A 24,846-nucleotide genomic window follows, 5' to 3' on the forward strand; every position below is an offset into this window, starting at 1 on the left:
GAACGATACGCCTGCGCGTACCGTTCTGATGGATTAGAAAGGCTTCGTCGGTAAATATTTGCCATCCAGGGTAATCACGGCGCGCTCGCCGCCTTCCGGGTCTGCCACTTTTTTTACATCCAGCTTGAAATTAATGGCGCTAATAATGCCGTCGCCAAATTTTTCGTGAACCAGCGCTTTCAGCGTGGTGCCGTAAACCTGCAACATCTCATAGAAACGGTACATCGTCGGGTCTGTCGGTACGCGATCGTCAATACTGCCGCGCAGTGGAATGGTCTGTAACAACAGTACCGCATCGTTGTCGAGGGCCAGTTTCTCGCCAACGAGACGCGCAGCATCGGCCGGGAGGGCGTGTTGACCGAGCAGTGCGGCAGTGACAAACGCTTCTGATAAACCGGTGCCGTCCGCAAGTTGGGCAAACGTGAGATCTTTTCTGGCTTTGCTCAGCAGGATCTGATCGGCCAGGGCCAGGCGAATATCGCGGTTAATTTGCGACTGAATCATAATGGAACCTCTTTGATAGATTAATAAATAGCTCAGGCTGCGGATGACTGGCGATAAGGCATCGCGCAGGTGTTCGGGTTTTTTGCCAGTGAGACGAACCGTCTGCTGGCGCCGTCGTAAGCAGCAATCTCTGCGCTTTCGATGTCGTAGACCCAGCCGTGGAGCGCAACGCGCCCCTCTTCAAGCGCGAGACGCACTGAGGGATGGGTCTGAATGTTGGCGAGTTGTGCGATGACGTTTTCACGCACCATCGAGGCCGTTTTCTCGGCCAAAGAGGCGTGCTCGCGTGACTCGTTGACCACGCGAGCGGAGTCCGCATAGCGCAACCAGTGATCGACGGCTGGCATGTGGTCCAGGCAGTGACATCCGGCTATCGCGGTCATCGCGCCGCAGTCGGAGTGCCCACAGATAACAATGTCGGTGACACGAAGCGCAGAGACGGCGTATTCCACTGAGGCTGTCACCCCGCCGGGTTCCGGTCCATATGACGGCACAATATTGCCGGCGTTGCGGATCACGAACAGATCGCCTGGCTCGCGCTGCGTGACCAGTTCGGGGACCAGACGGCTGTCCGAACAGGAGATGAATAACGCACGGGGGTTTTGTTGGGTGGCAAGGCGTCTGAATAATTCCGCGCGTTCAGGAAATACATTGCGCTGAAATTTCAGGAAACCATCAATAATCTCTTTCACGAATAATCCTCTGTCTCGCTATGCGATGAACACAGGCTACGCGCTTCGTATCATAAGATAAAAGACTCATTTATAATGGAGTCTATTGGAAAAACTTATAGGTAAAGGCGATGCTGGATCGACACACCCACTATTTTCTTGCCGTGGCGGAGCATCACGGATTCACCCGTGCAGCGGCGGCGCTGCACGTTTCGCAACCGGCGCTTTCGCAGCAAATCAGACAGTTGGAGGAGATGTTGGGCGTGCAGTTGTTCGATCGCAGCGGGCGTACGACCCGATTGACCGACGCGGGAGAGGTCTATCTGCGCTATGCGCGCAGCGCGCTACAGGCGCTGGAAGAGGGCAAACGCGCCATTCATGATGTGGAGGATCTGAGCCGGGGTTCCCTGCGCGTTGCGGTTACGCCGACCTTTACCGCCTGGTTTATCGGCCCGTTACTGGCTGAATTCTATACCCGCTATCCCAATATAACCTTACAGCTACAGGAAATATCGCAGGACAGAATCGAAGAGCGGCTGGTCAATGATGAACTGGATGTCGGTATTGCCTTCGACGAGGTTCACTCTCCGGATATTGACGCGCAGCCGTTGCTGACCGAAAACCTGGCTCTGGTCGTGGCGAATCACCATCCGCTGGCGGCGCAAACGTCGGTAGATTTGAGCGTGCTCAATGACGAAAAGTTGATTTTATTGAGCGCAGAGTTTGCTACCCGGGAACAGATTGACCGTTACTGCCGTCAGGCAGGACTGCGACCGCAGATTCTCATGGAGGTCAACTCCATCAGCGCGGTGCTGGAACTGGTGCGGCGCACCGGATTATCCACGCTGCTGCCGGCGCCCATCGCCGCACAGAGTCACTCTCTACAGGCGATTTCACTGACCCCACAACTCCTCGAACGTACGGCCGTATTAATGCAGCGAAAAGGTGCCTGGCGAACCGCTGCCGCCAGGGCGTTTGTCGCGATGGCGCAGGAAGGCGCGAAGGCAGTATCAACGGCGAGCTAAGCGGGGATCCGGCAAGGCAAACTGCGGATCAGATAGTGATTGCATAAGGAAATCAGTTTGGGTATTTTTATGCAGTAAATGTGCATAAAAATAACAGGAGAAGGGAATGTTCAGTCAGTGGATAAAAGCAGGATGTTTGATGATGGCGTTGACCGGGGCCGCTTTCGCAGCACAAGAAACTTACGTGGTCGGCGCGGGTGGCACCTATCGCCCGTTTGAGTTTGAAAACAGCCAGAAACAGCTGGAAGGCTTTGATATCGATATTATTAAAGCCATCGCGAAAGCGGAAAATTTTGATGTCAAACTGGTCAACACGCCGTGGGAAGGTATCTTCGCGACGCTGGGTTCCGGGGATCGCGACATCATTATCTCGGGGATCACCATCACGGATAAACGTAAGCAGATGGTGGATTTTTCTCTTCCTTATTTCCCGGCGGAGCAGTCAATTGTCGTTCCGGCTGATTCAAAAGTGAGTTCTCTGGACTCGCTGAAAACGGAAAAGGTTGGCGTCGTTAACTCCAGCACCGGCGACATTGTGGTTTCTGGCGTTCTGGGGAAAAACAGCACCGCGATCAAACGGTTCGATAATACGCCGTTAATGTTGCAGGAACTGTTTGAGGATGGCGTCAGCGCGGCGGTCGGCGATGTTGGCGTGGTGAAATACTACATCAAGCAGCATCCGGAAAAACAGTTCAAGCTTGTCCCGGATGCCAAGTTCGAGCGCCAGTATTTTGGTATTGCGGTCGCCAAAGGGAATACCGAATTACAGCAGAAAATTAACGCGGGATTGAAAAAAATCATCGCTGATGGCACCTACGATAAAATTTATAAAACCTGGTTTGACAGCGAAGTCCCGACGCTTCCGTCAGAGTAATTTGCGGTATTAATTTTTTTTAGGCTGGCACGCTGTCTGTGCCAGCTTTTTTGCAGGGGAAAACCATGACGGGATTTCGTTGGGAAATCATCCAGGAGTATGCGCCATTGTTTATGGAAGGCGCATGGATGACCATAAAATGCACCATCATCTGTGTCTGTCTTGGCACACTCTGGGGGCTGACGCTGGGGCTGGGCCGCATGGCAAAAGCCGAGCACGGCTTCTGGAAATACGCGCTCCGCTATTGTGTTCAGTATCCCGTTCGTTTCTACGTCAGCGCCTTTCGCGGAACGCCGCTGTTTGTTCAGATCATGGTCGTCCATTTTGCGCTGGTGCCGCTGTTCATCAATCCCCGGGATGGGATGCTGGTTACCAGTGGACTGATGAGCGCCGATGTTGCCCGCGAATTGCGCTCGGGCTACGGTGCCTTCTTATCCTGTATTGTGGCCATTACGCTGAATGCCGGGGCCTACGTTTCCGAGATCTTCCGTGCGGGGATCCAGTCGATTGACCCCGGTCAGATGGAAGCGTCGCGGGCGCTGGGAATGCCGTGGTGGAAAACCATGCGCAAGGTTATCCTGCCTCAGGCTTTTCGCCGTATTCTTCCGCCGCTGGGCAATAATGCCATTGCAATTGTCAAAGATTCCTCACTCGCCTCGGCGATCGGGCTTGCCGATCTGGCCTACGCGGCGCGAACGGTTTCAGGAGCTTACGCGACCTACTGGGAACCCTACCTGACTATTTCGCTGGTGTACTGGGTACTCACCTTCCTGCTGGCGCAGCTGGTTAACCGTCTGGAAAAAAGGTTTGGTAAAAGTGATCCACATTAAAAATTTACATAAACACTTTGGTGACAACCACGTTCTGCGCGGTATTGACTGTGATATCAAACCCCAGGAGGTGGTGTGTATCATTGGTCCGTCAGGGTCGGGGAAAAGCACCTTCTTACGCTGCATGAATGCGCTCGAGACGGTCACCGAAGGCGAAGTCGTGGTGAACGGTTTTGCCGTTCACGATCGCAAGACCGATCTCAATAAAATGCGTGAAAGCGTGGGAATGGTATTCCAGCGTTTTAATCTGTTTCCGCACATGACGGTGCTGGACAACCTGATGATGGCGCCGCAAATGCTGTTGGGGATCTCCCGCAGTGAAGCGGTCAGCCGGGCTGAAATGCTGTTGGAAAAGGTCGGGTTAAGCGATAAACGCGATGCCTGGCCTTCGCGCCTGTCGGGTGGTCAGCAGCAACGCGTGGCGATTGCACGCGCGCTGGCAATGAATCCCTCGATCATGCTGTTCGACGAGCCAACCTCGGCGCTGGACCCGGAGTTAGTCGGCGATGTGCTGGAGGTGATGAAGAACCTGGCTAACGAAGGCATGACCATGGCGATCGTCACCCACGAAATGGGGTTTGCCCGTGAAGTGGCCGACCGGGTCATTTTTATCGATCACGGTATTATCCAGGAAGAGGGAACGCCTGAGGTGCTTTTTACGTCGCCAGCAAATCCGCGAACGGCTGAATTCTTAAGTAAGGTTCTCTGATATAAGGTGCCAGATCGGTATTTCCCGATCTGGCCATTTACGTCAAAAAATCAGATCTGCTCTTTTATTGTTTTGCTGCTGCCGTTTGTTTTTACCGACGCGATACCCACGTCACGCGACTGCGTGGAGGCATACATCTGGCTGGTGCCAATGATCTGATGATTGCCTGCTTTTAAATTAAAGAAGAACTTACCGTTCGACGCCGTTTTCGTTTCGTAGCGCTCGTCCAGCGGACTGTTCGACTGAACGGAGGCAATGCCATTTTCTGCCGCCGCTTTCGTGGTATACAGTTCGCTCGTGAGGATCACCTCGCCATTACCTGCTTTCAGTACAAAGCGAAACTGATCGTTTGTACTCTTACTTAATTCAAACCAACCGGCCATAATTATCACCTTTTTGAAAAGAGAGGAATTACCGCACCGTATTGAGCATAGTTTAATAATAATTTATCAGGCAATATTCGAAGGGATCTGAAAAGTCTCAAATAATTGCGGTGCAAAAGGAGGGAAATGAAACACGTCAACGTGCGTCTCGAAAAGCTCAGGAGCCGATTTCCGCCACCGGTCATTCTGTTAATCTTTGTGGTGGGAGATTGTCTTACCGCAAATCCGCGTTTTACCTTTGGTCTGGTCACCCAGGTTCTGAGCCTGGCGATAGCCGCAGTAAGCCTTGGCGTCATCCTGACAACCGCATGGCAAATGCATGTGAATCGCACCACGCTCAATCCGCTTCAGGCGGATAAAACGACAACGCTGGTCACGCGTGGATGTTATGCCTGGAGCCGAAACCCCATTTATCTTGGACTGAGCGGAGGGCAACTTGCCGTTGCGCTCTGGATGGGCAGTCTGCCTGGCGTGATTGCTGTACCACTCTTCATGCTGGCGGTGGCACGGTTGCATATCGATTTTGAAGAGTTTCAGTTACATAAGCGCTTTGGGGCAGAGTGGGAGCGCTACGCTAAGCAGGTTCGTCGCTGGCTATAAAGGCCATCACGCTGACTATCCGCAGATTGCGTCAACAAAGGCGATGGCATCGGCAATGGCATGACGCGCCTGCCACGCAAGGTGTCCGGGGCTGTCGGCGTCGCAGAAACCGTGCCGGGCGTCGAACATATGACATTGTACCAGGGGCAGTGTTTCCAGCTTCTGTTGTAGTACCGTAGGATCGAATGACGGCTCGTGGCGAGCCATGATCATCAGCGCAGGGCAGTGGGGCACCTCGTCGCTGTACTGGCGGATTCGCGAACCGTAATGACAGATAACCCCGTCACACAAGCCGCTTCCCGCGACTCGCCATGCAAGCGTTGCGCCGGTGCTGTAGCCAATGACAATCAGTTTGCGATGTTGCGCGCGGAGTGTGGCAAGCAGCGTTAAGACGGGTTGCGGATCAAAACCCACGTGGTGCGAAAAATAGCGATAAGCCTCGTCCTGTTGCGCGTAGCTGTAGGGAATCTCATGCGGGAAAAGCGCGGGAGTATAGACCTCGAACCCACGCGCTCGCCACATCTCGCTGGTACGCCGGATATGCGCATTGATGCCGTAGATTTCATGCAGAATGACGACGGCATCCGACCGTGGACTGGGCATCTGCCGTTTAGTCGTCTGCTTTGTGAGCCCAGGCGGGCATGGATGTCAGGAAGCGAATCGCGCGCTTACGTGACTCCTCGGGACCGACTTTTTGCCAGGAATCAAGAAACCCCGCCAGGCCAGAAACGGCATCTTCCCAGGGTTTCAGATTGCCTTCGGCATCGCTGCAATACGCACAGTACGTATCGCTCACCCCTTTAGCGTTGGGTATCGATAATGGCATTCCACAGGCGTGGCAATATTGTTCTGTTTCTGACATTGCATCCTCCTTGTTTTATGATCGCCTAATAAATATACGGTTATTTGGCGGGCTGAATCCGATGCCAGATCAAATAACCCTTATGGATGTGTAACAAATATTGATTTGGTTTATGTATTGAGAAAATGAGGGTCTGTTAGTCTTACTGTCTCATCGATGACTCAAGGGATTGTTGTGCTGGAAATCTTTTCTTAACCCACTGAAAAATATCTTCAAATATTTTTCACATAGCAAAATTTATGGTTCGTTCAGAACGAATCCGTTTTTGTATGGGTTAAAAAAGGGTCAATATGCACGTCACATGGACCGTCAGTCCCGTGGGCTATCAGCGCATCGCGAAGCGCTGTCCTGCCTGCAATATCAAACGCGATTTCATCCCTTCCGGGGCTTTCAGAATGAATTCACAAAAGAAGCTGCTGGATGTCTGGAGCATCTATAAGTGTCTTCATTGCGATTACACCTGGAATATCAGCCTGTTCTCGCGACTCCCTGTCAGTCGTATCAACCACGCGCTCTATATGCGGATCGTTGCTAATGACGCAAGCACAATTCAATTTTTCGCTCACGATCGCCAAATCCTGAAGCGAAATAATGCTGAGCTTTCCGGGATCCCGGACTTTGCGGTTCGCGAGCAGTGGCGGATGACGCTTGCCCGACATCAGCAACTGAAGGTGAGTATCAGGTTAACGATCGCCTTTCAGGTCAGCCTGTTGGCGGTGGTGAAAAAACAGTTGCGACTCAGTACGGGGGAGGTCGCGCGATGGGTTGCCGAAGGTAAGATTCGCGGTATCACGCTGCGTGAGCTCAAAAATCGTAAACGTCATGAAACGGCTTATGATCTCTGGATGAGCCCGGACGCGTTTTACGCAACCCGGAAAATGCGCATAGGAGTGAAACGCTAAGCCAGACGACGCCCGGCCTACAAGGCGGGCGTCGACATCGGTGGAAAACGCAACGCCGAATCAGGTTCTTGTCTGGTGCTTTTCAAGGTAAATCATCGTCAGACCCGCGTGAATGGGGTCGCGACGGTATTCCTGATAACCGTGACGGCAATACAGGCGTAAATTGCCTACACTTTTATGTCCGGTAAAGAGTTCAAAACGTGTGATATCAGGGAATTGTCTTTCCAATGCATTCAGTAAGTCTGAGCCGATACCTCTGCGCTGAAAGTTCGGGTGGACAATCAAACGCCCCACATGGCAGGTATTCCCGACAACATGACCGCGCACCGAGCCGACAATTCGCCCCTCCGCCAGAGACGCTTTAAGCAGGAGTGTGTTCGTAAATTGCGCCCGTAATGATTCCAGCGTTTGCTGCAATGCAGGAATGGAATCATCCTGATAAAGTAATGCTTCACTCTGGTAAGCCATTTGCTGAAGCAATAAAATATTTTCTGCGTCGACGGGTTTGGCCTGAACGATGGTAATATCCACTTTACTCCTCCCTGTTTACCGCTTTCTGTTACCGTTATAACGTCTTTTTAGTTCGCGGAATATCTCCTCCTGAAATATCAATCTTCAATTGAGAGGAATTCTTCGCAAAAAGGCGTATAAGGACGCAGATTAGCGTAATTTCGCGAGAAACGAAGTCTCCGGTCTATATTTTTGACCAGCCGGTCTGTGGAATCTTCATTCAGGAGCTTGCACATGTGCCGTGTATCCAGACGCAGTAATGTGGGTTTGCAGAGGGCGTAATCCCCCGACGCTCTCATCTGAGCTGGTGTACCCAACTCTCAAGCGTGGTAGAACCGATATTCATCGCTTCACTGGCTTGTCTATATGAGTCGCTCTTATTAACCATCAACTTTGCACATTCCAGCCCGATCTCAGTGGGAAAAGTACGCTTAGTTTTCTTGTTCATGAAACCACCTGTTTTGTGTTGAGGTGAGAATATCACTTCTAATCAGATGGCCAAATTTACTGTATCACTACACAAGTGCCAGGAAACCGATGCCTGTTCCTGTCACGCTCTATACGGCAAATGTGCGTTCGATAACTACATGATAAGACAGTTTAATAATTTATAATGTTCTTAAATATCGGGAAGAACTTCTTAAACTGAGAGCCGATGAATAATGTAAGTCACGATAAAACAGGAAGAAAGATCAGGTGCGACTGAGATTGTGCTCATATAAGCAGTTAAGAACCGCCGTTGATACCCGATCTGCCCATTTCCCCTCTATTGACTCGTTTTTTGCGCAATGTAAAACTGCACTCAGGATACATAAGGGTGCTAATCGAATAGCACGGAATCAGTGCAGGGATGCAGATAAACCTTGGTAATCACATAGAAATATCACCCAGACATATTCTGTCCTCTGTTCTGTTAGAGTATTTAAAACAAGGAATTATCAAGCAATGTGAAATATTACCAGGGTAAGTGTATTTTTGCGTAAGCCGGAATAACTTCCCGATATCATTATTTCCCTTGTGTTGTTTTCAGAGAAATAACATCTACACAACAATCCCTCCATGGTGGAAATACATGGAGGGATAAAATGAAACACTTAATTTAACAGGAATTAACATTCTGTTAAAGAAGCTTTTCAGATATTTCTTTCTGAAGGGATGGGTGTTGCCTGAATTTCAATAAAATAAACCTGCCACATTATTTTTATTTTAATGAAAACAATGAACCAGACAGGTGAATTTAAATATTTAACGAGTGTGCAATATGAACAAAATCTATCGCGTTATCTGGAACAGCACCCTGATGCAATGGGTTGTCACTTCGGAATTTGGTCGCGCCAGAATCAAAAGAGCCGTCAGCAATGCGGTGAAGGCGACCGGCCTGATGGCGGTAATGACCGCCGGGGCGTATGCCGCCACCTGCGATCTTGCCACTCTGAATTGCCAGCTTGATGCCACCTGGAGCGCGGCAACAAACAGCAATGAGACCGGCGCTGCGGTCATTACTGACGGCAATACCTGGTCGGTGTCGGGGCTGGACACATGGCGGGCAGGAGATATGACCTATAAGTATTATACTCATCTCCAGCAAGTCATTGACGCAGGCTACACCGTAATGCAAGGCGGGAGTGCTGTGACGTCTTTGCCTGCGGCCGGGAACACGATTATTTTCCCTGGCCTGACCACGGCGGTAACCGTATTTGATCCGATCACCTCGAGTAACAAAACGGTTATGGTCTATAGCTCTGGCGCGTTTACCGAGCTTGATGCCTACTATTTCAACCCTGCTGAATCCTTTGTCTTAGCGGATGCTGAACCTTATATTGATACCCGACTGGCAACGGTAACCAATGGTGTTGCTAATATATCGCTGAATAAAAGCCAGTATAACCTTGGGGAATTAAGAGAAAGCGCCCTGGTTTATGTGGATGGCACCACGGCAAATGACGCCACGGCTAACTGGACGTCACAACAACTCATTTATGCAAATATTCCGAGTGACCTGGATACGCTGGGTTCACCCATTAACCGGAGCATTAAGACTGACAGTTATGTGGGGAACTTTACCGCGTTTGACGGTTCATCGCATACCGTCAGTTCCCTGGCCGATTTTAAAACCTGGAATAACTGGCTTATCAGTAAATTGTCTTCCGGCGATTTAGCTTACACCAGCTATCAGTCTGAACTGAAAAAAGCGTATACCTCAACCTCGCAGACTTATCAGGTCTCTCACTCCCCGGATGGGTTTGACGTTTCTGTTTATGGTGAGCGTGATGTCGCTGTTCTTCAGGCAAATGGGCAAAATGCCACTATCAACATTGCTCCGGGTGGTTCAATTGATTTGAGAGCAAGCAGCAGCGCATCATTTCTGCTTGTCAAATTGAATAATAATGCCACGTTTATTAATAACGGTACGGCAATGACCACTAACAGGATCGCCCACATTAACAGTGGCTCATCCTTTATCAATAATGGGTTCCTGAGTCTTGGGGGGAATATCCCGGATAGCGCTTATCAAAATATCGCAATTCTCGTTGATGGCAACAACAGTCGTTTTATAAATAGCGCCCAGGGGACCTACACCATTTCGCCCCGTTACAATTACACCAATAAAAACCAGAATGGGATTGTTGAAGGGGTTCAGACACATATCGGAACCACTGCTGAAAATGCCGGGACCATTAATACCGGTTACTGGAGCAACGCTGTCGATAAGTTTCAGACAGGCAGCGTCTGGATTGCCAAGGTGTATAACGCGTCTACTTTCGTTAACACGCCGACGGGTCATATCAATTTAGGCTACACCCAGGATGGCAGTGACGAAGCCTATCTGAATACCGAAAGTGCCGCGATTCACACGGAAACCGGTGGCCGCGGTGATAACCAGGGGACCATTACGCTGAGTTCGATGGCCAACGGTGTCTATGGTCTGCATGCCCTTGATGGCACTGCGTCCCTGGTAAACAGCGGTACTATCAATGTCAACAGCAACGGGGACGACGGCACATTTGTTCCCTCTGAAAGTATCGGGATTTATTCGTTCAGCCAGACGGCGGGGACTGTCGGCAGCTCCGGTGTCATCAACCTTAATGGCGTGAATAACACCGGGATCAAAGCGGTTTCCGGCGGCAAAGCGTCATTATCCGGCGACATCAATATTACCGGCGGCGCAGAGCTGTCAACCGGACTGCGTAACTACGGTGTCTGGTCTGAAGGCACGGGCTCGCAGGTCGATATTTCCGGTCAGATCAATCTGGACGGAGACGGGGCGATAGGCGTTCACGCCCGCTATGGCGGCAATGTCACCATCTCCGGTACCGGTGAAGTGAACTTTACTGACGGCAGCAACCAGATTGGCTACTACGTCTACGGGCAGACGGCTTCCATCACCAACAACGGCACCGGCGCGCAGAATGTCAGCACCGAAGACTCCGTGCTGTTCCGCGTCGATGACGGGGCTGACTTTACCGGCGGCGCCGGTGCGGCGTCCGTCCTCACAGCGTCTGGTCAGGGGTCAACCGCCGTGGTCGCCAACGGTAAAGACGCTACCAGCGGCAATGTCTCCGCCTTTAACTCCGGTGGTATGACCCTTAATCTCTCCGGCCAGGACGCCACCGGCGTGGTTATCCAGGGCGGTGCGCAGGGTAAAATCTCGTCTAACGCCACCATCAACATGACCGCCACCGGCGCAGTCGCGGGGATTGCCGACGGTCAGGGCTATGACATCAACGGTAATGCACTGGGCAGCCCGATTGCGGGCGTGCTGTCGAACGCAGCACTGGCCGCGGGCGCGGCAGGTTTTGGGTCCGGCACCCTGCTGGTCACTGAGGCGGCGCTGAATTCCGCGCTGGATGCCGTCACTGGCTTCATTGCCCGCAACGGGGCGGAAGTCAGCAACGCCGGGAACATCGTCTTTACCGGAAGCAACACCACCGGCCTGCTGGTTGAAGCAGGTGCCCGCGGCAATAACACCGGCAGTATCACCGTCGGTGCTGGCGGTACCGGGATTGTGGCACAGGATGCAACCGGTACTCACACCACGGTGGTCAACACCTCGGGTAACCTGGTGCTGAACGGTGGCAATACCGCCAACCGCACCACCGGGATCGTTGCCAGCGGTGCCAGTACCACGGTCAACATGACCGCCGGAACGGTGACCCTGAACGGCAACGGTGCCACCGGCGTGCGCGCCTCTGACGGCGCGACCGTGAACCTCTCCGGTACTGCGACGCCTGCGTTTTCTTCCTCCGCGACGGACCAGATCCTGTTTGCCATCTCCGGCGCGGGCTCCACCATCAACACCAGTGTCCCGACCGGGACGGTGCTGGACGCCTCCGGTGAGCGTTCCACTCTGTTCCGTCTGGAAGATGGGGCGGCGATGGACGGCGACATTCAGGTGGCGGCCAGCGGGAAGGATGCAACTGCGCTGTACGCCACCGGTGAAAATACGACGGCGGTTATCGGCAGCGGCAGTCAATTGGATATCAGTGGTAACGGCGCCACCGGGGTGATCTCTTCGGGGAGTGCGACCGCCACCATCGAGAGCGGTGCGACGCTGGCGCTGACCGGTAGCGGTGCCACCGCCGGGCTGGTTGACGGTAACACCTATGCGTCTGACGGCGCGCTCTTGCAGCAAAATACCGGCGCGGAACTGATTAACGCCGCAACCATCAGCTCCACGGTTTCCGGTGCCACCGCCTTTACGGCGCAAAACAGCGGGACACTGACCAACAGCGGTAATGTCCTGCTGACCGGCACGAATTCCACCGCCATTAAGGTAATGGGCGGGAAAGTTAACAACACCGGCAGCATCGAAGCGAACGGGACTGCCCTGTATATCGGGGCCGGTGACCAGGGACAGGCCTCTACCGTCACCAACAGCGGCACGGTGCTGGCGACCAACGGGAATGCCGCCATCGAACTGGCGGCCGGCAGCCTGAACCTCGTCGGCAGCGGCGTGGGCACCGTTGAAGCCCGCGGCACGGCAGACGGTGTGCTGGTCAGCAGCGGCGCCAGCGGACTCGACGTGACGAATGCCCATATCATTGTCAGTGCGGCGGGCGCGTCTGGTAACGGCATCGAAAACGCCGGTAATCTGACCGACCTGCAACTGACGGGCACCACCATTGATGTGGCGAATGGTGCCGGGGTCCGTACCTCGGTGACCATCGACGACACCAACAGCGGCACTATTAATGTGGGCGGCGCGGGTACCGGGATTGCCTTTGCAAACGCCGATGGCAGTGCGACCAGCGGCAACCTGGACCTCTCCGGCTCGTCCGGCCTGACCATTAATGTCAGCGGCACCGGCGGTACGGGGATTTATGCGAACACCACCGGCACCACTGACACCGCAGTGAGCGTGAACGTCAGCAACGCCGCGGGCGGCGCGGCGCTGAAACTCGGTAACGGCGTCACCTCCGCCACTAACCGCGGTACGCTGACCTCAGCCAGCACCACGACGGCGACGGTGGATACGGCGAATGCCACCGCCTTTACCAACACGGCTACCGGGGTTATCACCGCGTCAGCGTCCGGTAACCCGGCGCTGGCGATGAACGCGGCGAATGCCACAGTGACTAACGCCGGGACCATCAACGGCGATGTGGTGATGAACGGTGCCAGCGGTACGGTGAACAACAGCGGTACGGTCAGTAACAATATCACCACCACCAGTGGCAATAACGCGGTCACGGTAGACAGCGGAACCGTTGGCGGCAACATCGCCCTGAACGGCAGCGGCACCAATACCGTCCTGCTGAAAAATGCCGCTGACGTACGCACCGTCAGTGGTTCGGCGGGTAGCGATACGGTCACCGTTCTGGGTAACGGCAACACCTTTACGGCGCTCAACGGCGGCAGCGGTACGGCCACGGCGGTGTTTGACGGCGTGACGGCGGGCTTCCATGTGGACGGCACCGGCGCACAAATCAACAACTACAACCAGGTGAATCTGCGTAACGGCTCGTTGTTCAGTCTGGATAACAACTATGCCCTCGGCGGTAAACCGGCCGGCGGTGCCGGGTTCAATATTGATGCCGCCTCGGTTCTTGCGGTGAACAGCACGGTCGACCGGACGCTGACCAATGCCCTGACCGGCACTGGTACCGTGGCGGTAGAGAACGCCGGACAGGCGTTTAACTTCGCCACCACTACCGGCAGCGCGTTTGCCGGAACCGTGGACCTGAGCAATGCGACCCTGGCGCTGGGCGGGGTGAACACCACCGCCCTGACGAATGCCACCCTGAAGGCCGATACCGGCAGCGTCACCACCGTGGCGGACGGGGAACAGGTTATCGGCGGTCTGGCTTTCGCCAGCGGTAAAGTGGCGTTTAACGCCACCGCGCCAGCACAGAAAGTGGCGACCAGCCATATGACGGTCAACAGACTGGATGCATCCGGTAACGGTACGGTACAAATTAACGTTCCGGCGCCCTATGTCCCGGGCCATGAAACCAGCACTACCGCCTCACTGATGACTCAGGACGATGCCAACATTGGCCTGGAGCTGGTTGGCGCCGCACTGGTTAACGGTGCCGGTGGCAACCTGGTGCTGCAGGACCAGAGCGGCAATGTCATCACGGACGACACGCAGGTGGATATCGCTCAGGGTGGTAACACCGTGGCGAAAGGCACTTACGATTACCGCCTGACCACCGCAGGGACGTCCGGCAGCCAGGACGGTTTGTATGTCAACTACGGCCTGACAGAACTGGAGCTGCTGGCAAACCAGACCCTGACGCTCGACGGCACACCGGGTGCCACCGGTGCGGCGGCGGACCAGTCCGCCCGCATCACCGGCAGCGGCAGCCTGGCGGTCAGTACCACAGGCAGTGACGTACTGTCCCTGTCCAACAGCAGCAACGATTACACCGGTGATACCACGGTCCTGAGCGGGACTCTGCGTACCGACGTCGACGGCGCGCTGGGGGATACCGCCAGACTGGCGATTAACAGCGGAGCGAAAGCTGACCTCAACGGCACACAGCAGACTGCTGGCATCCTGGCTGGTGAGGGCGGCTCACAGCTTGACTTCAACGCTGGTACGCTGACGCTGACGGGGGGCGGGGACAGTAACGGCATCCTGAACGGCGGTGGGAAACTGAACGTTGAAGGCGGCGTGCTGACCATTGACGGTGCCAACAGCAGTCTGAGTGTGACCACTAACATCAGCAGCGGTGCGGAAGTGGTCCTCAGTGATGCACAGGGCGCAGGTAGCGGTGATATCACTGACGAAGGCACCCTGACGCTGAACAATGTCACCGGGATGCTGGCAAACAACATCAGCGGTACCGGTAATGTGGACGCTATAAACACCACGGACGCCGCCCTCTCCGGTGACAACAGCAGCTTCAGTGGTCTGTTTAACATCGACAGCGGCAGCAACCTGACCGTCAGTGAACAGAACCATCTCGGTACGGCGACAGTGAACGATAACGGTCTGCTGACCGTCGACACCGCCAGTGACTGGACGCTGGTGAACAGCATCAGCGGTAGCGGCGGCCTGGACAAACAGGGCGCAGGTACCCTGACCCTGACAACGGACTCTGCTGCGTATACCGGTACTACCGACATCACCGCCGGCGAACTGACGCTCGGCAGTGACGCTGACTCTGCGTTGGAAATGGCGAGCCAACAGGTGAATGTGCACAACGGCGCCACCTTCACCGGTTACGGCAGCTCTGCCGGGAATGTGGATGTCATGCAGGGCGGGACGATGCAGATGACGGACTTCCTGGTCGGCGGCAACCTGAACAACCGCGGTTCCGTTCTGCTGACCCGTGCGGACGGTCAGCCGGGCAACACCCTGACCGTCAACGGCAACTACGCCGGCAGCAACGGCCTGCTGGCGTTCAACACCGAACTGGGTGGCGACAGCTCTCCGACCGACAAACTGACGGTGAACGGCAACACGGCGGGTAACACCCGGGTCAGTGTCACCAACACCGGCGGCACCGGGGCGCAGACGGTGAACGGTATTGAGGTGATTCAGGTGAACGGCAGCTCTGCCGGCAACTTCGCCCTGACCACCGGCACCGTGGAGGCCGGCGCTTATGTCTATGCGCTGGCGAAAGGCACCGGCAGCGCGGCGAAAAACTGGTACCTGACCAGTAAATGGAAAAACAGCACCACCCCGACAGACCCGGTCTCCCCGGCCACGCCGGATAAGCCAGGGACCTCACCGGTGGTTGACCCGACAGCACCGGATGCGCTGCGTCCGGAAGCGGGCAGCTATATCGGCAATATTGCGGCCGCCAACACGCTGTTCAACACCCGTCTGCACGACCGTCTCGGTGAACCACAGTACACCGACGCGCTGAAAGAGGATGGACTGGCCTCCAGCATGTGGATGCGCCACGTCGGCGGGCATGAGCGGTCTTCTGCCGGTGACGGCCAGCTGAAAACACAGAGCAACCGTTATGTGCTGCAACTGGGCGGCGACATCGCGCAGTGGAGTACCGACGGCGCCGACCGCTGGCATCTGGGCGTGATGGGCGGCTATGCGAATGCGCACAGCAATACCCGCAGCGACCGTGCCGGTTACGGTTCAGACGGGCGCATCAGCGGCTACAGCGCCGGTCTGTACGGCACCTGGTACCAGAACGAGGCGGACAAAACCGGGGCATATGTTGACAGCTGGATGCTGTACAACTGGTTCGACAGCAGCGTGGAGGCGGACAACCGCGACAGCGACAGCTACAACTCGAAAGGGCTGACCGCCTCGCTGGAAGCGGGTTACACCCTGAAGGCCGGGGAGTTTGCCGGCAGCCAGGGCACGCTGAACACCTGGTATGTACAGCCACAGGCGCAGGTCACCTGGATGGGCGTGAAGGACAGCGCACACACCCGCGACGACGGCACCCGAATCGAAACGCAGGGTGACGGCAACATTCAGACGCGTCTGGGCGTGAGAACGTACCTGAACAGTCACCACAAAATGGATGACGGTAAACAGCGTGAGTTCCAGCCGTTCGTGGAAGTGAACTGGATCCACAACACTGAAACCTTTGGCGTGAAGATGGACGGCACGAAAGTCAGTCGTGACGGTGCACGCAACCTGGGCGAAATCCGCACCGGGGTGGAAGGTAAACTGAATGACCGTCTGAGCGTCTGGGGCAACGTGGGCGTACAGATGGGGGATAAAGGCTACAGCGACACCCAGGGCATGCTGGGGGTGAAATACAGCTGGTAACTGACAGCCAGGGAAATGTAGCTGAAGTAAAACAGGAGTCGGGAAACCGGCTCCTGTTTTTACTTATTCTTGCCCAATGACAACGTCTGTCGCAAGTCGCTTGCGGCATGATGGCGTTTAATATTGAACATCAGAAAAACCACTATAAGAATGACAATGTAGATATCCGTTTCGTCGTTCCTGCGTGTTGATTCGAGCTGTCGCTGACCCGGATCGAACCAGAAGCGTTCCATACCAGTATCCGGATCGTCCATGAAGGTGGCAACGCGATGCGACGGAAATACAGCTTAGAAAGGAGAAGGACATGTTACATGCTCAAGCGTTTCTGTTTGATATGGACGGCACCCTGGTAGACTCAACGGAGGTGGTAGAAAATGAATGGCGTAGGTTCAGTGCCCGCTTTGATCTGGATGCAGAAGAGGTTATCGCCTTTGCTCATGGACGACAAACGATTGATACGGTTATTCATTTTTTAGGCGCTGGCGAAGAGGCCGTGACGGCAGCAGAGGAGCTGGATGCACGTGAACTGGTGATCCTTGACGGGATTGTCGCCATGGCCGGGGCGGCCGATTTGTTGAAGCACCTGCCGCAGGAACGCTGGGCACTCGTTACCTCCGCAAGCAGAGAGTTGGCTATTAACAGGATGCGGGCAGCCGGATTACCGCTTCCGGCCGTGATGGTCTGCGCAGAGGATGTCGCAGAAGGAAAACCCTCGCCTGAAGGCTATCTGAAAGCAGCATCGATTCTTGGTTATCACGCCCGTCACTGTCTTGTTTTTGAGGATGCGGTGGCCGGAATACGGGCCGGGAATGCAAGCGGTGCGCGCGTGATTGCCGTCGTCCCCGATGCTAACGGTGCTCAGGACGCGTTTGCCTGCGCAACCTTGACCATGCTAAACATCGTCCCCGACAATAATGGCTTCAGGATAACTTTACGCACGGCTGAGGAGTAAGCGTCATTCCAGCCCCGTCTGACAGAATCTGAAACGCCTGAAAGGGGAGTGGACACTATCCATGAAATCATTCATTGCAGTGCGTAAAAAAACCTGAATATCCCGTTGAGTTCAAAATCAAAAGGGGTGAACTCTCACACCGTTCAGCGATGTCCGTCGCGCAGCTCGCGGGTTGGACTGACCCCACCCCGGTAGACGAACCTGCCCTATAGTTTGGCCTGAGTTTTTCCCAACCGCCACAGAGAATCCCACGTACTAATCGACTGCATTATCAGGATAATAGCGGCCGCATATATCATCGGCGACTTGCTCAATTATTAATGGCTAGAGGTATATTGCCGGATATATGCAATCGTCTTGAACGATATTACGACGAACCATTAGTCGATGAAGTGCAGGATTTTGTCGGAAACGATTTTAATTTTTTATTATCTCTTTGCGAGGCAGAAATATCAGTCCTTTTTGCCGGTGATTTCTATCAGTATACCTATGATACGAGCAGAGATGGCAATGTTAACTCCACACTTCGCGACGATATTACCCGATATGAAGCCCGCTTCACTGCTGCTGGATTGGTGGTGGATCGTGAGACGCTCAGTAGAACGTGGCGTTGCTCAAGCACAATATGTGAATTTATTACTGAGAGACTGGATATCCGCATCGATGCACATGACTTTCGTGAAACATCTATTGACATCGTAACCGATACTGAGCGTGTGGCCACCTTACATGCAGACGATAGCGTCATTAAGCTTTTCTATAGTGAGCACTATCGTTATGGTTGTTACTCTCTAAATTGGGGAGCCAGTAAAGGACTGGATCACTTTCAGTGACATATGCATTGTGATGGGAGCTACGCACTGGCGTCTTCTAAATAGATCGAATCTACAGACACTTCCACCTTCGTCGCGCAATAAGCTTTATGTAGCTTGCTCTCGGGCTCGGGGAAACATTTATTTCGTTTCTGAAGCGAATTTCAGGAATTACAAAAGATGAAAAAATCTATGGCAGGGAAGCAACAGAACTTGTTCTGCCAAAAACTTATCTTACCAGTAGCTACCCAAAACCTCATTTCAGGTCATTACGTCAGGCGCTATTCTGTGTAAAATCAGAGCTAACCCAATATCGTGGAGTGCTCTGCTATGGCTGGCGTGAACAAAACGCACCTGACTGAAACGGATATCATCAGCAAATTTATCCTTCCTGCGGTTAAGGATGCTGGCTGGGATGATTTGGCGCAGATTCGTCAGGAAGTGAAACTGCGAGATGGCAAGATTGTCGTCCGTGGCAAACTGGCCTCACGGATTAAAGTGAAATCTGCCGATATCGTGCTGTATCACAAGCCTAACTTGCCATTGGCAGTTATCGAAGCCAAGGCTAACAAGCACGCTATCAGTAAAGGGATGCAGCAGGGACTGGACTACGCCAGTCTGCTCGATGTTCCCTTTGTATTTGCCTCGAACGGTGATGGGTTCATCTTCCACGATAAAACCAATCCGCATCAGCTCGAATCCGAAATTGCCCTCAGCGACTTCCCAACACCTGAACAGCTCTGGCAAAAATACTGTGTCTGGAAAGGGTTCACTCAGGAGCAGTTGCCGGTTATCAGTCAGGACTATTTCGACGATGGCAGCGGAAAATCACCCCGTTATTATCAGATGCAGGCGATCAACCGAACGGTAGATGCCGTATCGGCTGGAAAGAATCGCATTCTGCTGGTCATGGCAACCGGTACGGGTAAAACGTATACCGCATTCCAGATTATCTGGCGGCTGTGGAAAGCCAAAAACAAACAACGCATCCTCTTCCTCGCCGACCGCAATATTCTGGTCGATCAAACTAAACGTAACGACTTTCAGCCGTTCGGTAATGCAATGACCAAAGTCACCGGACGCACTATCGATCCCGCCTATGAGGTGCATCTGGCGCTGTACCAGGCCATTACCGGGCCGGAAGAACACCAGAAAGCTTATAAACAGGTGGCACCGGATTTCTTCGACCTGATTGTCATTGACGAATGCCACCGTGGCAGCGCGTCTGAAGATTCAGCCTGGCGAGAGATTTTGGAGTATTTCGGCAGCGCCACTCAGGTCGGTCTGACGGCAACGCCAAAAGAAACGGAAGATGTCTCGAACATCGACTACTTCGGTGAGCCGGTTTACACCTATTCGCTGAAAGAGGGTATTGAAGACGGTTTCCTCGCCCCTTACAAAGTCGTGCGCGTTGATATAGACGTTGATGTCCAGGGCTGGCGACCTGTCAAAGGTCAACTGGATAAATACGGCGAAGAAATTGAAGACCGGATCTACAACCTGAAAGATTTTGACCGCACGCTGGTCATTGATGAGCGCACCATGCTGGTGGCGCAGACCATCACCGATTATCTGAAACGAACCAACCCGATGGATAAAACCATCGTTTTTTGCAACGACATCGATCACGCCGACCGAATGCGCCATGCGCTGGTAGTGCTCAATCCTGAGCAGGTGTTGAAGAATGAAAAATACGTGATGAAAATCACCGGCGACGATGATATCGGCAAGGCGCAATTGGATAACTTTATTAACCCTAAAAAAGCTTACCCTGTTATTGCGACAACGTCAGAGTTGATGACCACCGGCGTGGATGCGCAGACCTGTAAGCTGGTGGTGCTGGATCAAAACATTCAGTCGATGACCAAGTTTAAACAGATCATTGGGCGCGGCACGCGCATTAATGAAAAACACGGCAAGCTGTGGTTCACTATTCTCGATTTCAAAAAAGCGACCGAGCTGTTTGCCGACCCACGCTTTGATGGCCTGCCAGAAAAAGTGCTGGTGGTAAAACCCAGTGATATTTCCGACAAAGATTCAGACTTCAATGAACAACTGGATGCGGAAAATGACGCAGATGCAGGCGATAATGATGCCAGTGAAGCGTGGGAAGACGTTGCTGACTATCAGGTCAATCGTGATAAGCAAGCGGGAAACGGTGAGTTCCATGACGACGATGAAAACAAAGTCCGCAAGTTCTATGTGAATGGCGTGGATGTAAAAGTGCTGGCTAAGCGCGTTCAGTATTACGATTCTGACGGCAAACTGGTGACTGAATCTTTCCAGGATTACACCCGTAAAACGATGCTCAAAGATAGCGAATACGCCTCACTGGATAGCTTCGTGCGCAAATGGCAGGATGCACCACGCAAACAGGTGATCATCGAAGAACTGGAGCAACTGGGGATTCTGTGGGACGTGCTGGCCGAAGAGGTGGGTAAAGATCTCGACCCGTTTGATTTGCTCTGTCATGTGGTGTACGGTCAGCCGCCGTTAACCCGTCAGGAACGCGTGGCCAATGTGCGTAAGCGCAATTACTTCACTAAATACGCCGAGCCAGCACAGCAGGTGCTTAACACGTTGTTGGATAAATACGCCGATGAAGGCGTGCAGGAAATTGAGGATGTTCAGGTACTTAAACTGAAGCCATTCGATACGCTGGGACGTCCGATCGAAATCATCAAAACACGCTTTGGTGACAAAAAGGCGTATGAGCAAGCCGTCAATGAACTGGAAAACGAAATCTACCAGTTACCGCCACGCTCAGCCTGACAACCTATAAATATATTGCCACTGGCCGCGTCTGCGACCGGTGGCATCCTTTTTTAAGTATGGAAAGAAAACATGTCGATTAGCTCAGTCATTAAATCCCTTCAGGACATTATGCGTAAAGACGCAGGTGTGGACGGCGATGCCCAGCGTCTGGGGCAGCTTTCATGGCTGCTGTTTTTGAAGATTTTTGATACCCAGGAAGAAGAGCTGGAACTGGAGCAGGATGACTATCAGTTCCCTATTCCGCAGCGCTACCTATGGCGTAGCTGGGCGGCGAACAGTGAGGGCATCACCGGTGATGCGTTGCTGGATTTTGTGAATGACGATCTGTTCCCGACGTTGAAAAACCTCACGGCACCGATCGATAAGAACCCTCGTGGCTTTGTGGTGAAACAGGCGTTCAGCGATGCCTACAACTACATGAAAAACGGTACGCTGCTGCGCCAGGTGATCAACAAGCTCAATGAAATCGACTTCAGCAGCAGTCAGGAGCGCCATCTGTTTGGTGATATTTACGAACAGATCCTGCGCGACCTGCAAAGCGCCGGTAACGCCGGTGAGTTCTATACCCCGCGTGCAGTGACGCGTTTTATGGTCAACCGTATTGATCCGAAGCTTGGCGAGTCGATTATGGACCCGGCATGTGGTACCGGCGGCTTTCTTGCCTGCGCGTTCGACCATGTGAAAGAGCATTATGTTAACACCACCGAAGACCATAAAACGCTGCAAAAGCAGATCTATGGTGTAGAGAAAAAGCAGCTTCCGCATTTGCTGTGTACCACCAATATGCTGCTGCACGGCATTGAAGTGCCGGTGCAAATTCGTCACGACAACACGCTCAACAAACCGCTCTCCTCATGGAATGAACAGTTAGACGTGATTATCACAAACCCACCGTTTGGCGGCACCGAAGAAGACGGCATTGAGAAAAACTTCCCGGCAGAGATGCAGACTCGTGAAACCGCCGATCTGTTCCTGCAACTGATTATCGAAGTGCTGGCAGACAAAGGCCGCGCGGCGGTGGTATTGCCGGACGGCACGCTGTTTGGCGAAGGCGTGAAAACCAAAATCAAAAAGCTGCTCACCGAAGAGTGCAACCTGCACACTATCGTTCGTTTGCCGAACGGCGTGTTTAACCCGTACACCGGTATCAAAACCAATATTCTGTTCTTCACTAAAGGCCAGCCAACTAAAGAAATCTGGTTCTATGAGCATCCATACCCGGACGGCGTGAAGAACTACAGCAAAACCAAACCAATGAAGTTTGAAGAGTTCCAGGCTGAAATCGACTGGTGGGGGAGTGAAGCCGATGGCTTTGCCAGCCGTGAAGAGAACAATCAGGCGTGGAAAGTTAGCATTGATGACATCATCGCCCGCAACTTCAATCTCGACATCAAAAACCCGTACCAGGGTGAAAGCATCAGCCACGACCCGGACGAGCTGCTGGCGCAGTTCCAGACGCAGCAGGCGGAAATCAGCGAGCTGCGTAACCAGCTGCGCGACATCCTTGGTGCCGCGCTGGCAGGCAACAAGGGGGCGAACTGATGACCTTTGAGAAGCTGATCACCGACCATATTGATATCTGGTCTTCTGCCCTGCAAACCCGCTCCACCGCCGGGCGCGGTAGCAATGGCAAAATCGACCTCTACGGTATCAAGAAACTGCGTGAGCTGATTCTGGAACTGGCGGTGCGCGGCAAACTGGTGCCGCAGGACCCGAATGATGAACCGGCGTCTGAGCTGTTAAAGCGTATTACCGCAGAGAAAGCGGAACTGGTGAAGCTGGGGAAAATTAAAAAGCAGAAGCCGCTGCCGGAAATTGGTGAGGATGAGAAGCCGTTTGAGTTGCCGGTGGGGTGGGAGTTTTGTCGCTTAGGTGATGCAACTATTAATCGTGATGCTGAGAGAGTTCCTCTTTCATCTGAGGAACGTTCGAGTCGGCAAGGACAATACGACTATTATGGAGCATCAGGAATTATTGATAAAATTGATGACTTTCTGTTTGATAAGCCACTGCTACTTATTGGTGAAGATGGTGCCAACTTAATAAACAGAACGACACCGATTGCCTTTATTGCTGATGGAAGATACTGGGTGAATAACCATGCCCATGTTTTAGACGGAGTGTCGGAGGGCTTTCTGAAGTATGTTGGCCTGTGTATTAATTCGATCAATCTTGAACAATATATTACAGGTACCGCTCAGCCGAAAATGAATCAGGCAAAAATGAATACTATTTTGCTTGGATTAGCCCCTGAAAAAGAACAGCAGCGAATACTTTCAAAAGTTGACATATTAATGTCTCTGTGCGATCAACTTTCCCAGCAATCCGTGAGCAGTCTGGAAGCCCATCAGCAACTGGTTGAAACGCTTTTGGCAACGCTGACTGATAGCCAAAATGCTGAAGAACTCGCCGAAAACTGGGCGCGAATTAGCCAGCATTTCGACACACTGTTTACCACGGAAGCGAGTATCGATGCACTTAAGCAAACCATTCTGCAACTGGCGGTGATGGGTAAGCTGGTGCCGCAAGATCCTAACGACGAACCGGCTTCTGAGCTGCTTAAACGTATTGAACAGGAAAAAGTGCAACTGGTGAAAGAAGGTAAAATCAAAAAACAAAAGCCGTTGCCGCCAGTAAGTGATAAAGAAAAACCTTTTGAGTTGCCGAAGGGGTGGGAATGGTGTCGCATTGCTGAATTGGGAATATGCTCAACAGGAAAAACGCCTAGTACAAGTAATAGCTCCTACTACTCTGGGAACATCCCTTTTTTAGGTCCGGGTGATATTACACCAGATGGCTGTATTTCTATTGGGGAGAAATTTGTAAGTGTTGATGGCGCAGAGAAAAGCACTATTGCATATAAAAACGATATTTTGACTGTCTGTATAGGAGGGTCAATAGGTAAGTGTGGCATTGTCAAAGAATTAGTTGTATTTAATCAACAAATTAATTGCATCTCTCCTATTATTGTTAGATCCGATTATGTTTTTTATTCTTTTAATACAGGGGCGTTTCTCGAAAAATTGATTTCTGAGGCTACGGGTTCTGCAACGCCTATCATTAACAGAGGTCGATGGGAAATGTTATTAATATCTTTGCCGCCTGAAAAAGAAATGGTTCGTATTATAAATAAAGTTAAGCAACTTCTTGTTACTTGCGATTTAATTAAATCCCGCCTCCAGCTCGCCCAGCAAACCCAGCTCCACCTGGCGGATGCGCTTACCGACGCAGCATTAAACTAAGGAAC

General features: G+C 52.9%; 19 protein-coding genes and 1 pseudogene. 12 read left to right on the plus strand and 8 right to left on the minus strand.

The window, feature by feature from the left end; all coding sequences use genetic code 11:
- Positions 1-33 precede the first annotated feature (33 nt).
- Complete coding sequence (cynS, locus tag OGY35_RS02080; protein ID WP_046483436.1) at positions 34-504, minus strand: cyanase; 471 nt, start codon at positions 502-504, stop codon at positions 34-36.
- Positions 505-536: 32 nt separating this feature from the next.
- On the minus strand, positions 537-1,196 hold the full coding sequence (locus OGY35_RS02085) for a carbonic anhydrase (protein WP_286631293.1): 660 nt from the start codon (positions 1,194-1,196) through the stop codon (positions 537-539).
- Between the two features lie 110 nt (positions 1,197-1,306).
- On the opposite strand from OGY35_RS02085, the gene cynR reads away from it, so the two are divergent.
- The 4 genes from cynR to OGY35_RS02105 all read left to right on the plus strand — a co-directional run bounded on the left by cynR (position 1,307) and on the right by OGY35_RS02105 (position 4,613).
- Positions 1,307-2,200 carry a transcriptional regulator CynR gene (gene cynR, locus OGY35_RS02090; RefSeq protein ID WP_178823064.1) on the plus strand — a complete coding sequence of 298 codons (894 nt, stop codon included), beginning with the start codon at positions 1,307-1,309 and terminating at the stop codon, positions 2,198-2,200.
- 106 nt (positions 2,201-2,306) lie between these two features.
- Positions 2,307-3,074, plus strand: a complete 768-nt coding sequence (locus tag OGY35_RS02095; protein WP_042317722.1) for a basic amino acid ABC transporter substrate-binding protein — start codon at positions 2,307-2,309, stop codon at positions 3,072-3,074.
- Positions 3,075-3,139: 65 nt separating this feature from the next.
- On the plus strand, positions 3,140-3,904 hold the full coding sequence (locus tag OGY35_RS02100; RefSeq protein ID WP_042317723.1) for an amino acid ABC transporter permease: 765 nt from the start codon (positions 3,140-3,142) through the stop codon (positions 3,902-3,904).
- Entirely contained in the window at positions 3,891-4,613 is a 723-nt protein-coding gene (locus OGY35_RS02105; protein ID WP_178823065.1) for an amino acid ABC transporter ATP-binding protein, read from the plus strand. Before OGY35_RS02100 ends, OGY35_RS02105 begins: the two co-directional genes overlap by 14 nt.
- Before the next feature lie 50 nt (positions 4,614-4,663).
- On the opposite strand, the gene OGY35_RS02110 is transcribed toward OGY35_RS02105, so the two are convergent.
- Positions 4,664-4,996, minus strand: a complete 333-nt coding sequence (locus OGY35_RS02110) for a YegP family protein (protein ID WP_152403172.1) — start codon at positions 4,994-4,996, stop codon at positions 4,664-4,666.
- 126 nt (positions 4,997-5,122) lie between these two features.
- Here OGY35_RS02110 and OGY35_RS02115 point away from each other — a divergent pair, with 126 nt between their 5' ends.
- Positions 5,123-5,596: a methyltransferase family protein gene (locus OGY35_RS02115; protein ID WP_152403174.1), complete on the plus strand. Its 474-nt coding sequence runs from the start codon at positions 5,123-5,125 to the stop codon at positions 5,594-5,596.
- 15 nt (positions 5,597-5,611) lie between these two features.
- On the opposite strand, the gene OGY35_RS02120 is transcribed toward OGY35_RS02115, so the two are convergent.
- Both OGY35_RS02120 and OGY35_RS02125 read right to left on the minus strand, forming a co-directional pair.
- Positions 5,612-6,199 carry a dienelactone hydrolase family protein gene (locus OGY35_RS02120; protein ID WP_286631294.1) on the minus strand — a complete coding sequence of 196 codons (588 nt, stop codon included), beginning with the start codon at positions 6,197-6,199 and terminating at the stop codon, positions 5,612-5,614.
- 7 nt (positions 6,200-6,206) lie between these two features.
- Positions 6,207-6,458 carry a zinc ribbon domain-containing protein gene (locus OGY35_RS02125; protein WP_152403178.1) on the minus strand — a complete coding sequence of 84 codons (252 nt, stop codon included), beginning with the start codon at positions 6,456-6,458 and terminating at the stop codon, positions 6,207-6,209.
- Between the two features lie 290 nt (positions 6,459-6,748).
- Here OGY35_RS02125 and OGY35_RS02130 point away from each other — a divergent pair, with 290 nt between their 5' ends.
- Entirely contained in the window at positions 6,749-7,360 is a 612-nt protein-coding gene (locus tag OGY35_RS02130) for a DUF1062 domain-containing protein (RefSeq protein WP_286631295.1), read from the plus strand.
- A gap of 60 nt (positions 7,361-7,420) precedes the next feature.
- Here OGY35_RS02130 and OGY35_RS02135 read toward each other — a convergent pair whose 3' ends face one another.
- Together OGY35_RS02135 and OGY35_RS02140 are read right to left on the minus strand one after the other, a co-directional pair.
- On the minus strand, positions 7,421-7,891 hold the full coding sequence (locus OGY35_RS02135) for a GNAT family N-acetyltransferase (RefSeq protein WP_286631296.1): 471 nt from the start codon (positions 7,889-7,891) through the stop codon (positions 7,421-7,423).
- 277 nt (positions 7,892-8,168) lie between these two features.
- A pseudogene (locus tag OGY35_RS02140) lies at positions 8,169-8,354 on the minus strand (transposase); the annotation flags it as partial.
- 777 nt (positions 8,355-9,131) lie between these two features.
- Between OGY35_RS02140 and OGY35_RS02145 the strand changes: the two are divergent.
- The gene (locus OGY35_RS02145) at positions 9,132-17,060 is read left to right on the plus strand and encodes an autotransporter outer membrane beta-barrel domain-containing protein (RefSeq protein ID WP_286631297.1); all 7,929 of its coding nucleotides are present in this window, start codon (positions 9,132-9,134) and stop codon (positions 17,058-17,060) included.
- A 59-nt stretch (positions 17,061-17,119) separates the two neighbouring features.
- On the opposite strand, the gene OGY35_RS02150 is transcribed toward OGY35_RS02145, so the two are convergent.
- On the minus strand, positions 17,120-17,293 hold the full coding sequence (locus OGY35_RS02150; RefSeq protein WP_286631298.1) for a hypothetical protein: 174 nt from the start codon (positions 17,291-17,293) through the stop codon (positions 17,120-17,122).
- A 71-nt stretch (positions 17,294-17,364) separates the two neighbouring features.
- Between OGY35_RS02150 and OGY35_RS02155 the strand changes: the two genes are divergently transcribed.
- From OGY35_RS02155 to OGY35_RS02175, 5 genes are all read left to right on the plus strand, one after another.
- Positions 17,365-18,012, plus strand: a complete 648-nt coding sequence (locus OGY35_RS02155) for an HAD-IA family hydrolase (protein WP_286631299.1) — start codon at positions 17,365-17,367, stop codon at positions 18,010-18,012.
- A gap of 320 nt (positions 18,013-18,332) precedes the next feature.
- A complete protein-coding gene (locus OGY35_RS02160; protein WP_286631300.1) occupies positions 18,333-18,845 on the plus strand; it encodes a hypothetical protein in 513 nt (170 codons plus the stop codon).
- A 309-nt stretch (positions 18,846-19,154) separates the two neighbouring features.
- Positions 19,155-21,596: an EcoAI/FtnUII family type I restriction enzme subunit R gene (gene hsdR, locus OGY35_RS02165; RefSeq protein ID WP_286631301.1), complete on the plus strand. Its 2,442-nt coding sequence runs from the start codon at positions 19,155-19,157 to the stop codon at positions 21,594-21,596.
- A 72-nt stretch (positions 21,597-21,668) separates the two neighbouring features.
- Positions 21,669-23,141 carry an N-6 DNA methylase gene (locus OGY35_RS02170; protein WP_286631302.1) on the plus strand — a complete coding sequence of 491 codons (1,473 nt, stop codon included), beginning with the start codon at positions 21,669-21,671 and terminating at the stop codon, positions 23,139-23,141.
- On the plus strand, positions 23,141-24,841 hold the full coding sequence (locus OGY35_RS02175) for a restriction endonuclease subunit S (protein ID WP_286631303.1): 1,701 nt from the start codon (positions 23,141-23,143) through the stop codon (positions 24,839-24,841). Before OGY35_RS02170 ends, OGY35_RS02175 begins: the two co-directional genes overlap by 1 nt.
- Positions 24,842-24,846: the final 5 nt, after the last annotated feature.

This window comes from Citrobacter sp. Ct235, from assembly GCF_030332305.1.
GTDB classification, from domain to species: domain Bacteria; phylum Pseudomonadota; class Gammaproteobacteria; order Enterobacterales; family Enterobacteriaceae; genus Citrobacter_A; species Citrobacter_A telavivensis.